Source organism: Formosa sediminum, assembly GCF_007197735.1.
GTDB classification, from domain to species: Bacteria; Bacteroidota; Bacteroidia; order Flavobacteriales; family Flavobacteriaceae; genus Formosa; species Formosa sediminum.
Map to the genome: position 1 here is coordinate 2,973,124 of NZ_CP041637.1, position 15,177 is coordinate 2,988,300.

General features: G+C 35.7%; 13 protein-coding genes and 1 riboswitch. Of the genes, 8 read left to right on the forward strand and 5 right to left on the reverse strand.

The annotated features are described in order from the left end of the window. Nucleotides 1-2: 2 nt before the first annotated feature. From FNB79_RS13035 to recQ, 4 genes are all read right to left on the reverse strand, one after another. Nucleotides 3-2,306: a type IA DNA topoisomerase gene (locus FNB79_RS13035; protein WP_143381726.1), complete on the reverse strand. Its 2,304-nt coding sequence runs from the start codon at nt 2,304-2,306 to the stop codon at nt 3-5. A gap of 146 nt (nt 2,307-2,452) precedes the next feature. Then, nucleotides 2,453-2,839 (reverse strand): VOC family protein, encoded by a 387-nt coding sequence (locus tag FNB79_RS13040; RefSeq protein WP_143381727.1) that lies wholly within the window; start codon nt 2,837-2,839, stop codon nt 2,453-2,455. A 46-nt stretch (nt 2,840-2,885) separates the two neighbouring features. Continuing rightward, nucleotides 2,886-4,118: a porin gene (locus tag FNB79_RS13045; protein ID WP_185967775.1), complete on the reverse strand. Its 1,233-nt coding sequence runs from the start codon at nt 4,116-4,118 to the stop codon at nt 2,886-2,888. Nucleotides 4,119-4,193: 75 nt separating this feature from the next. After that, nucleotides 4,194-6,320, reverse strand: coding sequence for a DNA helicase RecQ (gene recQ, locus FNB79_RS13050; protein ID WP_143381728.1), 2,127 nt, complete (start codon nt 6,318-6,320; stop codon nt 4,194-4,196). 123 nt (nt 6,321-6,443) lie between these two features. Then, nucleotides 6,444-6,537, forward strand: a riboswitch (TPP riboswitch). Nucleotides 6,538-6,607: 70 nt separating this feature from the next. Between recQ and thiS the strand changes: the two genes are divergently transcribed. The 8 genes from thiS to moeB all read left to right on the forward strand — a co-directional run bounded on the left by thiS (nt 6,608) and on the right by moeB (nt 14,130). Next, nucleotides 6,608-6,811, forward strand: a complete 204-nt coding sequence (gene thiS / locus FNB79_RS13055) for a sulfur carrier protein ThiS (protein ID WP_143381729.1) — start codon at nt 6,608-6,610, stop codon at nt 6,809-6,811. A 90-nt stretch (nt 6,812-6,901) separates the two neighbouring features. Beyond that, on the forward strand, nt 6,902-8,758 hold the full coding sequence (gene thiC, locus FNB79_RS13060; protein ID WP_143381730.1) for a phosphomethylpyrimidine synthase ThiC: 1,857 nt from the start codon (nt 6,902-6,904) through the stop codon (nt 8,756-8,758). Nucleotides 8,759-8,925: 167 nt separating this feature from the next. Continuing rightward, nucleotides 8,926-9,519 carry a thiamine phosphate synthase gene (locus tag FNB79_RS13065; protein WP_143381731.1) on the forward strand — a complete coding sequence of 198 codons (594 nt, stop codon included), beginning with the start codon at nt 8,926-8,928 and terminating at the stop codon, nt 9,517-9,519. 236 nt (nt 9,520-9,755) lie between these two features. Next, a complete protein-coding gene (locus tag FNB79_RS13070) occupies nt 9,756-10,517 on the forward strand; it encodes a hydroxymethylpyrimidine/phosphomethylpyrimidine kinase (protein ID WP_143381732.1) in 762 nt (253 codons plus the stop codon). Then, nucleotides 10,514-11,176, forward strand: coding sequence for a thiamine phosphate synthase (gene thiE / locus FNB79_RS13075; protein WP_143381733.1), 663 nt, complete (start codon nt 10,514-10,516; stop codon nt 11,174-11,176). The genes FNB79_RS13070 and thiE overlap by 4 nt, the downstream gene beginning before the upstream one ends. Then, entirely contained in the window at nt 11,166-11,942 is a 777-nt protein-coding gene (locus FNB79_RS13080; RefSeq protein ID WP_143381734.1) for a thiazole synthase, read from the forward strand. The genes thiE and FNB79_RS13080 overlap by 11 nt, the downstream gene beginning before the upstream one ends. 3 nt (nt 11,943-11,945) lie before the next feature. Further along, the gene (thiH, locus tag FNB79_RS13085; RefSeq protein ID WP_143381735.1) at nt 11,946-13,058 is read left to right on the forward strand and encodes a 2-iminoacetate synthase ThiH; all 1,113 of its coding nucleotides are present in this window, start codon (nt 11,946-11,948) and stop codon (nt 13,056-13,058) included. 16 nt (nt 13,059-13,074) lie between these two features. Beyond that, nucleotides 13,075-14,130 carry a HesA/MoeB/ThiF family protein gene (gene moeB, locus FNB79_RS13090; RefSeq protein ID WP_143381736.1) on the forward strand — a complete coding sequence of 352 codons (1,056 nt, stop codon included), beginning with the start codon at nt 13,075-13,077 and terminating at the stop codon, nt 14,128-14,130. A gap of 21 nt (nt 14,131-14,151) precedes the next feature. Here moeB and FNB79_RS13095 read toward each other — a convergent pair whose 3' ends face one another. Next, nucleotides 14,152-14,955, reverse strand: a complete 804-nt coding sequence (locus tag FNB79_RS13095) for a DUF1853 family protein (RefSeq protein WP_143381737.1) — start codon at nt 14,953-14,955, stop codon at nt 14,152-14,154. Between the last annotated feature and the right edge of the window lie 222 nt (nt 14,956-15,177).

Below are 15,177 nucleotides of genomic sequence, written 5' to 3' on the forward strand. Positions count from 1 at the left end.
CTTTAAATAGATGCTGTTAAGATTTTAAAAACCAAAGCTTTTGTTAGTTTTTCTCCTGCAGATTTTTCCCTAATCACATTAAAGTCTACTCTAAAATCACATCCCGATTTAAACGCACTACATCCATAAGCGGTTTTGCCTTTTACAACTGTACCTTGTTTACATTTCGGGCAAGTTAGCGTATCAGGCACTTCTGTTTTAACTTCTTTTTTAGCGGTAACTTTGGGTTCTAATACCAGTTTAAAATCATCATCAAAACGCAACAAACCTTCCACTTTTCCGGCATCAGTTTTAAACCCTTTTAGATTTACCGTTGATCCTTTTTGTAATAATCTGATGTATTGCTTTTCAGAAATCTTTTTATCGTTAAAACTAAAAGGCAACACAAAGGTACAACCCGATTTAAACGCACTACAACCATAAGCGGTTTTACCCTTAATTAAGGTGCCTTGTTTGCATTTTGGACAAGATTCAGCCAACAGTCCAGCTTGCTGTTTGGCTTCAACTTTTGCGGCTTTCTTTTTAGCTGTAGCTTCATAAGAAATATTGGCCCTTTTAGTCTCGCTGCGAACATCGTAAACCAACTCGTCTACCATGCGCTTCATATTATTTATAAACGTCCCCGCATTGTATTCGCCCTTCTCAATATCTTTCAATTGTTTTTCCCAAAGTCCTGTCAATTCAGCCGATTTTAATAATTCATTTTGAATAATTTCAATTAACTGAATCCCTGTGGTTGTTGGTAAAATTTGCTTTTTATTACGTACTATATATTTTCTTCTGAATAAAGTTTCAATAATATTAGCCCGTGTAGAGGGTCTTCCAATACCATTTTCCTTCATCAATTCTCGCAAATCATCGTCATCTACTTGCTTTCCTGCTGTTTCCATAGCACGTAGGAGGGAAGCTTCTGTAAACTGATTGGGTGGCTTGGTTTGTTTTTCTAAAAACGACGGTTCGTGTGGCCCTTTTTCACCTTTTACAAAGGTTGGTAAAATACCTGTTTCTTTTTTCTCCTTATCTGGCGATTCAAAAACAACACGCCAACCTTTTTTAAGTATTTCTTTTCCAGTGGTTTTAAAGTTAACATCGGCTGCTTTTCCAATAACAGTGGTGTTAGATACCGAACAATCGTCGTAAAAGACCGCAATAAAACGTTTTACAATAATGTCGTAAACCAATTGCTGATTATACTGTAAGTTAATCTGTATCCCTGTGGGGATAATCGCGTGGTGATCGGTAACTTTTTTATCGTTAAACACTTTAGCCGATTTCTTAATTTTCTTCCCCAGTAGTGGCGCTGTTAACGTATTGTAATTCGTTAGATTTTTAAGTATTCCCGGTACTTTTGGATATACATCGCTAGGTAAAAATGTGGTATCTACTCTAGGATAAGTCACTACTTTTTGCTCGTACAAACGCTGTACAATTTTTAGAGTGTCGTCTGCAGAAAATCCAAACTTGGTATTACAATACACCTGTAACCCGGTTAAATCGAATAATTTAGGAGCGTATTCTGTGCCTTTCTTTTTAGTAATAGATACAATTTCAAAATCGTCTTCTTTGACTTTATTAGCCAGAAGCTCTCCATCTTCCATTTTTAAAAAGCGACCTTCTTCATAACTAAATAAAGTCTCCCGATACATGGTTTGCAACTCCCAATACGGTTGTGGTTTAAAGTTTTCAATCTCTTGAAACCGATTTACCACCATCGCTAAAGTAGGGGTTTGTACGCGCCCAACAGACAAAACTTGTTTATAACCACCATGTTTAACGGTGTATAAACGCGTGGCATTCATACCTAATAACCAATCTCCAATCGCTCTAGAAAATCCGGCATAATATAAATTATCATAATCTTCAGAGGGTTTTAAATGCTCAAAACCTTCTTTAATGGCTTCTGTGGTTAAAGACGAAATCCATAAACGTTCCACTTTACCTTTATACTCCGCTTGGTCTAATACCCAACGCTGTATAAGTTCTCCTTCCTGACCAGCATCCCCACAGTTTATTACCACATCGGCTTTATCAAATAAGCTTTTAACAATTTTAAATTGTTTCTGAATACCTGAATCTGAAGTTACTTTAGTTTTAAACTTGTCCGGTAACATGGGTAAATTATTTAAATCCCAACTTTTCCAATGCGGTTTATAATCGTTAGGCTCAAACAAGGTACACAAATGACCAAATGTATAAGTTACCGCATAGCCATTACCTTCATAATAACCATCGTGACGAGTATTTGCACCTAGAACAGATGCAATTTCGCGGGCAACACTTGGCTTTTCGGCTATACAGACTTTCATTTTATTTCGTTAAATAAGAGCGTGCAAAATATAACTTTTGTCGCGGTTAATGAAACAGATTTATTAGGAGTTATCAACGAAAATCAAACTCTTTATAGCATTGTTGTATATATTGATATGTAAACTATAAATGACGGAAAAGGAGTTTAAGAGCAATCGTTATTTACTTCAACCCAATACCGATCAGGATCCTGAAAATACACTTGTATAATACCATCACGTCTTACATATCCTTTGTCAGGAGTGTCTTTCCAATCGGAATATGGTATGTTTAACTCCTCTAGATGAGCAATAAATGCTTTTATATCTGTTGTTGATAATGCAAAATGCACCGCTTTATTTGTTGTGATTTTGGCTCCTGGACGAGGAATTACATGGAGTTGATGATGCCCTCCTAAAGACAACCATCGCATCTTAGAAGCTGAAGCTGTATTTTTAATTTCTTTTAGTCCAAGCACCTTCTGATAAAAGGCAACTGAAGTATCGACATCTTCTACAGAAATAGCGACGTGGTTAAATGAAAAGTTTTGCATAATAATTTGTTCTAAAAAACTAAAGACATTACTTTACATGGGAAAATCACAGAGAAATATCCCACTGAATTCTAAATCTCCACTCGTCTGATAGTTGGTCTTCATACTGCTCAAAATCGAAATATGTAATCTCTGCGGTTAATTTATTTCTATGTCCTTTAAAAAACCAGTTCGCAGCCAACACATATTCATCTTCATAAGCAAAAGACATAGCATCATCAGGGACAAAATGCGCGTATCGTGTAGCAATCTCTAAAGGTTTTGGAAATTTAGACCATATGTTATTAAAAAAATAGCCGGCCTGAAAATAAGCTCCCTTTAAAGTGGTGGTTTTTAAATTAACATGGTCGTATATATCTTTAATATGAAATTCGTTTTGCCAAGACAATCCACGATACATAAATGCGGCTTCTAACAATCCTTGTTTTACACGGTATTGTCCATTTACACCATCTTCAAAACCATAGAGTTGCCCTCCTCCAGATTGAGAGAATCGCGTATAAGGACTTCTATTTATGGCAGCAGCTACAGCAATTAAACCAGTAAAATCTTTATGATAATCTAAATCAGACCCCGTAAAACCCAATTCGCGACCAAATAAATTATACTGTAAACGTCCCACATATAATAAATGGTCATCATCATTTTCTGTAGCTCCTCGACCAGCACCTGTTAAAACTGAAAGATTATACGTAAAATCGGCATATTTATGAGCAGAAACACGTCCGAAAAACTCAACACCTTGCTGTCTATCTAAAGTAAATGGTCGTGTTAATATAGAGCGTTCTACCATTTCTTGCTTCCCAGAAGATATTACACGTTCTCTGTTATAGTAAGTTTTCCATTGTCCGATTTTAATTTTAAAGAAATCCCATTTTTCAACCATTATCCTAAAATCCAAAAGGTTGCTTTGAGATAATTCATATTCCCAATAGTATTTTAACCAAGGCTGAAATGCATGACCACCTACTTTTAGCCGCGCTCTATTTATTTTAAATACACTGGCTTTATCTGCAAACGCTTCATCAAAAGTAATGGGATTTTGGTCGTTTGGCGTTGCAAACCGAAACTGTAAACGCGATTCGATATGTAGCAAAAACTTTTCGTCTGACGTTTTAAACTCAAAACCTTCATCAGTATATTCTACTTCTATTTTTTTAGAAGATGCCACTTTTGTAGAATCTTGAACAAGCATATCGTTCTGTGCATAACTAATCCCAGAAACCAAAACTAAACTGCTAAGCGCTACTTTATATAATTGTGTTTTTAATGCTATCATAAAGTTATTAATCGTAACTACGAATTTAAGAAACTCACTGTAAATTGAAACATTTTTTAAGAAATACGTGTCGTTTTATTTATCTATAACACTTAACGCTAGTCTTATTTTAAAATAATCTAATTGTTCCTCAAAATACTCGTAATACGCTTTTAAGGAGGTGTCGTCTTTAATGTTTTGTTTAGCTTGTTTAACGTCTTCAACTTCCCGTTTAGAGACAAAATCGTAAATATTTATATCTTTTCCGTCACTGTAAAGCTTAGCTATATGCGAGTAAATAGTAGTATCGCGAAGTTTTCGTTGCATAGATATTTCTTCTACAGACAACCCTTTTTTATACAAATCGTAAGTCACTAAATGTGTGGCGCGTTTTTTCTCTTTTTTAAGTTTGGCTCCTAGGAAATTTAAAATTTCTTCAATAAACTCATCACCATATGTTTCTGCTTTATGTTGACCCACACCACTAACATCCATAAGTTCCATAATGCTCATGGGGCGAACACGTTCCATTTCAATTAATGTTTTATCACTAAAAATAAGATAAGCTGGAATGTTTTCTTCCTTAGAAATCTTATAACGTAATTGGCGTAAACGTTCAAATAAACTATCGGTAGTCGCTTTGGCTTTACCGCGCTTTGTTTTAGTACGTTTCGGTTTCTCAACCGTTTTAGGCTCGGCAATGTGCACCGGTCGTGTTAAAGATACTTTGGCTCCCTTAAACAATACATTGTTAGAAAACTGGGTTAGTTGTAAGGCATTATTTTTATGAAACGCTATCTCGCAATACCCTTGATTAATAAGCTGAATCACAAAATGCTGCCAATCTTTCCAGGCAATATCCTTACCAATACCAAAGGTTTTTAGCTTATCGTAACCTTTTTCTAAAATATTGGCATTATGCGAACCTCTTAACACATCTAAAATGGTACCTATAGCTTCTTGTTCTTTTAAACGATACACAGCCGATAGTATTTTTTGAGCGATAATAGTACCGTCAAAAATCTGTGGCGGATTTTTACAAACATCGCAATTCCCACAATTTTCTTCTAAAAGTTCACCAAAATAACTCAAGAGAATTTTACGACGGCAAGTTGTGGCTTCACTAAATTGTTTCATACGCTCCAATTTAGCAATCTGTACATCTTCATTAGCTGCTCCAGAAGCAAACCGGCGTAATTGAATGACATCTGCATAGCTATGAAACAGTAGGGCATGGGCTTGCAAGCCATCACGACCACCACGACCAATTTCTTGATAATAGCCTTCTATATTTTTTGGCATGTTATGATGAATCACCCAACGCACATTAGATTTATCAATACCCATCCCAAAGGCCACTGTAGCACAAACCACTTGCGTAGTATCGTACACAAAATCTTCTTGAACCTTGCTACGTTCATCAAAATTTAATCCCGCATGATAAGCTGTTGCAGGTACACCATTACTATTTAATTTCTTGGCTAGTTCTTCTGTATTTTTTCTACTTAAACAATAAATTATTCCAGATTCGTTAGGTCGTTTTTTAACGAAACTAATAATTTGTTTCACTTTTTCTGTTCCCGAGCGCACTTCTAAAGAGATGTTTTGCCTATCGAAAGACGAAATAAATTGTTGCGCATTTGGAATTTGTAATTGGTCTAAAATATCTTGCCGTGTAGCTTTATCGGCAGTAGCCGTTAAGGCAATAATAGGCGTGTTTGGTAACGATTTTTTTAAAAACCCTAATTGCTGATACGAAGGTCTAAAGTCATGTCCCCAAGACGATATACAATGGGCTTCATCTATGGCAATACAGCTAACATAACGCTCGTTTAAAATATTAGATAAACCCGCCAAACTCTCTGGAGCAACATACAATAATTTTAAAGCACGATTTGCAACCTGATTTATAATATCTTGTTGCTCGTCTGCCGACTGACTACTGTTATAATAGTTTGCAGCTATTCCGTTAGCTTTTAAACCATCAACTTGGTCCTTCATTAATGCGATTAGCGGAGATACCACCAAGGTTAAACCTTCAAAAAGTAATGCAGGTACCTGAAAACACATCGATTTTCCACCACCTGTAGGCATAATAACTAAGGCATCCTGCCCAGACAACACATATTCTATAATATCTTGTTGCTGTGCACGAAAGGCGTCATAACCAAAGTATTTTTTTAAAGTTGGTAATAATAAATTTTTATAATCGGGTAGTGGCATGCATTTATTTTTCGAATGGCAAAATTAAGGGAAACAACTCATAAAACAGCCATACATTTTTTTAAATTTCTTTTGAAATAATTTGTTTATAAGCATAAAATTCAGTTAACTTTGAAGTATTAAAATAAACTTTAGGAGTAACTACCATGTAGTTTGAGAAATATCCTTTGAACCTGACGCTGTTGATACAGCCGGAGGAAAAAGTTAAGACTTTTCAAAATCATTTCACTAAAACCGATTTCGGTTTATCCTTTAAAAGTTTATGGAAATTTATCTAAATCAAGATTATGATATCTATAAACGTAAACAATGCTATTCATCAGGTTGCCGAAGATACTTCGCTTGCAGCTGTCGTAACTAAACTAAGTCCTGTTCAAAACGGTATTGCTGTGGCTATTAACAACACGGTTATTACCAAAGCTAAATGGAACAATACAAAGGTTTCTAATAACGATAATATACTGATTATTCAGGCCACTCAAGGCGGATAAGCACGTTTCCTTTTTACATATCAGCATCTTATTTTCAGTATTAATTTGTGTTAACACTAAAGCTGTTGCACCTTAATGTAATGCATAACCATGAAGAAAAAAGACACAGCACCAAAAAACGGTGTAACCAGACAACCGTTTCCGAAATCAAAAAAAGTGTATGTTCAAGGCACACTATTCCCTGAATTACAAGTAGCCATGCGTGAAATAGAACTCAGTGACACTGTAGATTCTATGACCAAAAACCGCACTAAAAATCAGCCGGTTACCGTGTACGACACCTCTGGGCCTTATACAGACCCAAACAAAGACATTAATGTGCACCAAGGTATCGAACGCATTCGCGAACCTTGGGTGTTAAAACGTGATGATGTTGAACAATTAGATGAATTTTCGTCCCAATATTGTAACGAACGTTTGGCCGATAAGAGCTTAGACCATTTAAGATTCTCGGAACTTAAAAAACCTTTACGCGCTAAACCAGGTAAAAATGTATCTCAAATGCACTATGCCAGACAAGGTATTATTACTCCAGAAATGGAATATGTAGCCATTCGTGAAAACCAAAAAATAGATGAAGCCATACGTTTGGCCGAACAACATAACGGACAAGATTTTGGAGCGTCTATTCCTCAAAAAATTACGGCAGAATTCGTGCGCGAAGAAATTGCTCGTGGTCGCGCTGTGTTGCCTTCAAACATCAATCATCCAGAAAGTGAACCCATGATTATTGGTCGTAATTTTCTAGTAAAAATTAATGCAAACATCGGGAATTCTGCAACCACGTCAAGCATTGAAGAAGAAGTGGAAAAAGCGGTTTGGGCATGCCGTTGGGGTGCCGATAATATTATGGATTTATCTACCGGAGAAAACATTCATGAAACTCGCGAGTGGATTATCAGAAACTCTCCAGTACCTATCGGAACTGTACCAATTTATCAAGCGTTAGAAAAGGTAAACGGTAAAGCCGAAGACTTAACTTGGGAGATTTTCCGCGATACATTAATCGAGCAAGCCGAGCAAGGGGTCGATTATTTTACCATTCACGCAGGAGTACGTTTACGCTATGTGCCTATGACGGCAAAACGCATTACAGGAATTGTATCACGTGGTGGCTCGATTATGGCAAAATGGTGTTTAGCACATCATAAAGAGAGTTTTTTGTATACTCACTTTGAAGAGATTTGCGAGATTATGAAAACTTACGATGTGGCCTTTTCTTTAGGCGATGGGCTCCGTCCAGGCTGTATTGCCGATGCGAATGACGAAGCTCAATTTGCAGAATTAGAAACCCTTGGTGAACTTACAAAAATAGCTTGGAAACACGATGTACAAACCTTTATTGAAGGCCCTGGACACGTACCAATGCATATGATAAAAGCCAATATGGACAAGCAATTAGAAGCTTGCCAAGAAGCCCCATTTTATACTTTAGGCCCATTAACCACAGATATTGCACCGGGTTACGACCACATTACCTCGGGCATTGGAGCCGCCATGATAGGTTGGTTTGGTTGCGCCATGTTATGCTATGTAACCCCTAAAGAACATTTAGGTTTACCTAACAAAGACGATGTACGTACCGGCGTAGTTACCTATAAATTAGCAGCACATGCGGCCGATTTAGCTAAAGGGCATCCGGGCGCACAACATCGCGACGACGCCTTAAGTAAAGCGCGATTTGAGTTCCGTTGGGAAGACCAATTTAATTTGGCTTTAGACCCAGAATTAGCACGCGAATATCACGATGAAACATTGCCTGCCGAAGGCGCTAAAATTGCTCATTTCTGTTCCATGTGCGGACCAAAATTCTGCTCGATGAAAATCTCTCAGGAAGTTCGTGATTTTGCTGCCGTAAACGAAATTAAAGACGACGAAGTGTTTGCAAAAGGCATGCAAGAAAAATCAGAAGAATTTAAAAATAAAGGTAGCGAAGTATATCTTTAAAACACTATTTTGGGGGTTACCGCGCTAACAAGCGCGGTCGGGCTTTCCGCTATATCTTTTGCAAAAAAGCAAAAGGATGCCGCTGCAGTCCCTAACCCAGAATTCCGTTTAATTGTACAGAAGTAATTTTAAACAAAAACATCTAACATTACTAAAAATAGCCTTATATGATTGTTGTAATAGCCCCTGAAACTGATATCCCACAAGAAATTGAAATTTTACATCAGTTATTTAATGCAGGTTTACAGTATTATCATTTAAGAAAACCAGAAAAGAATTTCGACGCACATGCCGAGTATCTTAATCAAATCGATACCGCATTTCATAATAGGATTGTAGTACATGATCATCATAACTTAATAAACAGCTATAATTTAAAAGGCATTCATTTTCAAGAACAAAAGCGCAAAGACCACATTGAAAATCCCGGACAATACTTTAAAACCCTTAATATGTTTGGAAAAACGATAAGTTCTTCTTTTCACGAACCAGAAGACTTGGCTGCTTGTTATTTTGAATTTAATTATCATTTATTAAGCCCTGTGTTTTCATCCATTTCTAAACAAGGTTATGAAGGTCGGGGGTTTGATGTTAACCATATCGATAAAACCATAATTGGTATGGGTGGTGTAACAGCAGATAATATAGACCGTTTTAAAACTTTAGGATACAAAGGCGTAGGTGTTTTAGGAGGTATTTGGAATAGTGAAAAGCCGGTGGAGGTGTTTGCTCAAATACAAAATCAGTTTAGCAACAAATGAAACATAAAATTAGAGTAACCAGAATTAAGATTTGTCTAAACTAAATTCAGAGGGCGAGATTGTTAACTTTCTTAAAAGTATTGTTTACATATCGTGGAAATAAATAATGAGACCCTGAACTGAATTCATGGTGACAATACAATCAACTTTTAGAAATAGAGTGACGTTAGTTATATCATGCAGAACGCGTTTCAACATCCTATTACGAGTATATATATGATTTAATAAACATAAAAATGAACACCAAAACATACATACTTACCATTGCCGGTTTGGACCCCTCAAGTGGCGCAGGAATTACTTCAGATATTAAAACGTTTGAGGCACACGGGCTTTATGGGTTGTCGGTATGTACTGCGGTAACTGTTCAAAACGATATCGATTTTAAAGATTGTATTTGGATAGAAGAATCTGTAATCATTAATCAGATTAAAATCTTATTTGAACGCTTTACTATTGCTGTAGTAAAAATTGGAATAATAGAATCTTGGGACGTCTTGTTAAAGGTTACCAATACACTCTTAACATTAAACCCAAACATTAAAATTATTTTAGACCCCATATTAAAAGCGAGTAGTGGCTATGATTTTCATCAACAAACAAATTTAGAAACGTTTACGCAAATTTTAGAACATTGTTATTTTATCACCCCTAATTATGATGAAATTCAGAAATTATTACCAAATAAATCTATTTCAGAAACCATTGCGTTTATATCTCAAAAAACAAATATTTATTTAAAAGGCGGTCATCGTAACGACAAAAAAGGGTGGGATGAAATTTACCATAGTGGTATAGTGCAAGTTAATTTTCAGCCTGGCGTACAAACCATCCAAGACAAACACGGTAGCGGTTGTGTTCTCGCTGCAGCCTTAGCGTCTAACATATCCAAAGCATTGGTTTTAGAAGATGCATGCCGACTAGCAAAACAGTATACAGAGCGTTTTTTAAATTCGAATAATTCCTTGTTAGGGACACATAATTACAAAAACTTATGATAAGCAAACTACATTATATTACACAAGGCGAAACTCCAGAACAGCATTTAGAATACATTCAAAACGCATGTAGTTCTGGAGCCGATTGGATACAATTACGCATGAAACATTTTGACGAGCAAGTAGTTTTAGAAACAGCCAAAAAAGCTCGAGCGCTTACCATGCATTTTCAAACACGATTAATAATAAACGATTATTATAAAATTGCAAAAACAGTCAATGCAGATGGTGTGCACTTAGGAAAAAACGATGCCTGTCCGTTAGAAGCGCGCGAGTATTTAGGTAAATGGTATCGCATTGGCGGAACAGCGAACACCTTAGACGATTGCCGCGAACTTATTGAAAAACAAGTAGATTACATCGGTTTAGGTCCGTTCCGGTTCACAACCACAAAATCTAATTTAGGTCCTCTGTTAGGGATTAGTGGCTACCAGCATATCATCAAGCAGCTAGATACTAATATTCCTATTATTGCTATTGGAGGTATTACTCTAAAAGATATACCAGAACTTTTAGAAACTGGAATCTATGGTGTGGCAATATCTGGAGAGATTACCAAAAATTTTAATACCATCTCAGCCTTTAATACCACATTGCAAGGACCAAATACTCAAGAACACGTTTATAAAATGCCTAAAAAAGAAGATAATGAAGACTGATAATTTAACAATAGCAGATAAAACATTTCAATCGCGATTATTTACTGGAACAGGAAAATTCAGTAATTCCAAAATCATGAGAGATGCCATTAGGGCTTCAGAAAGCGAACTTGTGACTGTAGCTTTAAAACGGGTGAATGCAACTGATTTAGGAGACGATATATTAACACATTTAAACCATCCGTCTATACATTTATTACCTAATACGTCTGGAGTAAGAACGGCCGAAGAAGCTGTTTTTGCGGCTCAATTATCACGAGAAGCACTTCATACTAATTGGGTTAAATTAGAGATTCATCCCGACCCTAAATATTTATTACCCGACCCTATAGAAACACTAAAAGCTGCAGAAATGTTAGTGAAAGCCGGTTTTGTAGTGATGCCTTATATTCATGCAGACCCTGTTTTATGTAAACGGTTAGAAGATGTTGGTGTGCAATGCGTTATGCCTTTAGGGGCGCCTATTGGAAGTAATAAAGGGTTAAAAACTTTAGATTTTTTAGAGATAATTATTGCCCAAAGTAATGTGCCTGTTATTGTAGATGCTGGCATTGGGAGTCCGTCGCATGCTGCGCAGGCTATGGAACTAGGAGCCGATGCTGTTTTAGTAAATACAGCCATTGCAGTATCTCAAAATCCTATAGCTATGGGAACCGCTTTTAAACTTGCAGTAGAAGCCGGACGACTGGCATACAACGCTAAACTTGCCCCGCCTAAAAATACCGCAGAAGCTAGTAGTCCGTTAACCAGTTTTTTAAATCTTTAAAGTATGAGTCATTTTAAAACCGTTTTAGATGCTTATAATTGGGACGATACGCTTCAAAGCATCTATAATAAAACAGCAGAAGATGTAAAGCGCGCTTTAGGCAAAGATAAACGTGATTTAGAAGATTTTAAAGCCTTAATTTCGCCAGCTGCAAAACCGTATTTGGAAAGCATGGCGCAACAAAGCCAACAGCTCACTAAAAAACGTTTTGGAAATACCATACAAATGTACGCTCCCATGTATTTAAGTAACGAGTGCCAGAACATTTGTACCTATTGTGGTTTTAGCATGACAAATAAAATTCCGCGTAGAACATTAACCGATGCCGAAATTTTAAAAGAAACAGCCTTTTTAAAATCAAAAGGTTACGACCATATTTTATTGGTTACAGGGGAAGCTAACCGTACAGTAGGCGTGCAATATCTTAAACATGCTATAGCACTTATACGGTCTCAATTTTCAAACATTACGATAGAAGTACAACCATTAGATCAAGATGAATATGAATTGCTTATTTCGCAGGGCTTGTATGCGGTTTTAGTGTATCAAGAAACGTATCATCGCGATGCGTATAAAAAGCATCACCCTAAAGGGAAAAAATCCAACTTCGATTACCGATTAGATACGCCAGACCGGCTTGGAAAAGCCGGTATTCATAAAATTGGTTTAGGGAGTTTATACGGTTTAGAAGATTGGCGTGCCGATAGTTTTTTTACAGCGCTACATTTTAAACACCTTCAAAAAACCTATTGGAAAACGAAATATTCGATGTCTTTTCCGCGGTTACGACCCTTTTCTGGCGGATTAGAACCTAAAGTTGAAATGACAGATAGTGATTTAGTACAACTTATTTGTGCGTTTAGACTATTAGATGAAGATTTAGAATTATCGATGTCTACTAGAGAAAGTGAAGTATTTAGAGACCACATTGTCAATTTAGGAATCACCTCTATAAGTGCCGAATCTAAAACCAATCCTGGTGGTTATGTTGTTGAAAAACAATCACTAGAACAATTTGAAATCTCCGACGAACGTTCTACCGAATCCTTTACAAAAATGTTAAAATCGAAAGGACTGGAAGTTGTTTGGAAAGATTGGGAAAACAATTGGCAATAATTATTAAATTTACAGCATGTTATATAAAGAAGAACATTTACAATATAAACGTCATTTAGCTTTAGAAGACATTGGCGTAGAAGGTCAGAATAAATTAAAAACAGCTAAAGTTTTAGTAGTAGGCGCTGGTGGTTTAGGCTGCCCTATACTTCAATATTTAACGGCGGCAGGTGTAGGAACTATTGGTATTATAGACCATGATAGTGTAGACCAAACCAATTTACAACGTCAAATTTTATATGGCTATAACGACATCGGAAAATTTAAAGTGTCTTGTGCTATTTCTAAATTAGAGCAGCTTAATAAATTTGTGAAATTTAAATCTTATATAGAGCGTTTAAGTAAGTCTAATGCCATAAAACTTTTTAAACAATACGATATTATTGTAGATGGTACCGATAATTTTAATACGCGTTACTTAGTTAATGATGCTGCTGTATTAGCCGAAAAACCAGTAGTGTTTGGGTCTATTTTTAAATTTGAAGGCCAAGTAACAGTGTATAACTATAAAAACGGACCTACATATAGATGTTTATTTCCTAAAGCTGCAGAACATACTTTAAATTGTGAAGAAGCTGGTGTTCTTGGTGTTTTACCTGGCATTGTAGGGTTATTACAAGCAAACGAAGTCATTAAAATGATTTGTGAAATCGGGGAGGTGCTTTCAGGAAAACTATTAGTATTTAATGCCCTAAGCATGAGTCAGAGTTTATTAACATACGATAAAACGGTTCATTCTCATGTGACTTATATTGCAGATGTCGAGGAAGATTTTAATATAAATTCATCTATGAAATCGCTGACTTTCGATGAATATTTAAAACATAAAGACAGTTTATTTGTGCTAGATGTAAGAACAGAGAAAGAACACAACATGTTTCATTTGTCTCAAGATTACCATATTCCGCTTAAAGAATTAGAGCAACGTTATTTCGAAATCGATACCAAAAAACCAATCTTGGTGTATTGTCAATCTGGAAAACGTAGTATACAAGCCATCGAAATATTAAAGGGTGTAAATATTAAAAATAAACTTTATAATCTTAAAAATGGTCTGCAACAACCCATTTAAAAACATTATTACCTATTAATTTCACCACCACACAACAAAACATTTTAATGTTAAACCATTAGGCTGTTTAACCCAACATAAAGGTGCTGTTTTATTAAGGATTAAAGGTTTTATTTTTTCTTTAAAATCAAAAAATGTTAACCACGGAACTTGCATTTCTATATTACATAACCAATTTAATTTTTTAGGCATGTAAAATTTACTGTCTTTAAAATGGCTTAAAGCATTAAAATGGATATAAACACCGGCTATACAATCGGGATTTAAATCACCAAACACATGTGTTATAGTATTATAAGGGACAAATAATTGAGCTTTAAAATAAACGTGTTGAGCTATAGTTTCAGGTGCTATTTTCAAATTATCTAAATATGGGATAGTTGCAGGGTTGTAGAGTAAAGGCAATTGTTTGTCCTTTAGTTTTGTAAGTTTATCTATTAAACTATCTTTTCTGTTAGGTCCAATCCAATGCTCATATTCAGTAGCACCAACTTCAGGATCATATAAATAAAATTTGTAAACAATTTCTAAATGAATGTACTGATTACCTTGTTTAAGAATACAATCAATTTCACCCAAAGTACGTTTGTTTTCTTGTATTTGAATATTTTCTGCAAGGATGTCTACATCATCTTGTAAACACAAGTCGAAACTTACAAATCGCTCAACAAGTTTTCCTAATCTTAACGGAACATTTACTACGGCATTAAAAGGGGGGACATCACTTTTAGAAAGCGTAAATTGTGTTAGTCCCCAACTATTCTTTTTTTTCCATAATACAGGTGTGGCTTTATACCCTATGTACTGTTTACTTATTGTTTGCATTAACCATATATTTCTGAATTTAAAGGTAATAAAACAGTATCCGTTTTAATATAAAAGCAGCTGTATTTTAAAATTAAAACAGTTATTTTAAAAGTAGGCAGTATAAAATAACCCCTTGACTTTGTTTGTTTTACATCAATTTTTTAGGCGTTTTTAATAATTTCTGAAGAATCATGCATAAAAACCCTAGAAAAGGCCTTATTTTTGCGTTCCTTAAAAACC

Excerpts from the sequence above, each read along its gene's own strand:
- moeB (WP_143381736.1), top strand. The coding sequence starts at position 13,075 with ATGTTATATAAAGAAGAACATTTACAATATAAACGTCATTTAGCTTTA.
- thiE (WP_143381733.1), top strand. The coding sequence starts at position 10,514 with ATGATAAGCAAACTACATTATATTACACAAGGCGAAACTCCAGAACAG.
- FNB79_RS13045 (WP_185967775.1), bottom strand. The coding sequence starts at position 4,118 with ATGATAGCATTAAAAACACAATTATATAAAGTAGCGCTTAGCAGTTTA.
- FNB79_RS13065 (WP_143381731.1), top strand. The coding sequence starts at position 8,926 with ATGATTGTTGTAATAGCCCCTGAAACTGATATCCCACAAGAAATTGAA.
- FNB79_RS13095 (WP_143381737.1), bottom strand. The coding sequence starts at position 14,955 with ATGCAAACAATAAGTAAACAGTACATAGGGTATAAAGCCACACCTGTA.
- FNB79_RS13070 (WP_143381732.1), top strand. The coding sequence starts at position 9,756 with ATGAACACCAAAACATACATACTTACCATTGCCGGTTTGGACCCCTCA.
- FNB79_RS13040 (WP_143381727.1), bottom strand. The coding sequence starts at position 2,839 with ATGCAAAACTTTTCATTTAACCACGTCGCTATTTCTGTAGAAGATGTC.
- thiS (WP_143381729.1), top strand. The coding sequence starts at position 6,608 with ATGATATCTATAAACGTAAACAATGCTATTCATCAGGTTGCCGAAGAT.
- FNB79_RS13080 (WP_143381734.1), top strand. The coding sequence starts at position 11,166 with ATGAAGACTGATAATTTAACAATAGCAGATAAAACATTTCAATCGCGA.
- FNB79_RS13035 (WP_143381726.1), bottom strand. The coding sequence starts at position 2,306 with ATGAAAGTCTGTATAGCCGAAAAGCCAAGTGTTGCCCGCGAAATTGCA.
- thiC (WP_143381730.1), top strand. The coding sequence starts at position 6,902 with ATGAAGAAAAAAGACACAGCACCAAAAAACGGTGTAACCAGACAACCG.
- recQ (WP_143381728.1), bottom strand. The coding sequence starts at position 6,320 with ATGCCACTACCCGATTATAAAAATTTATTATTACCAACTTTAAAAAAA.
- thiH (WP_143381735.1), top strand. The coding sequence starts at position 11,946 with ATGAGTCATTTTAAAACCGTTTTAGATGCTTATAATTGGGACGATACG.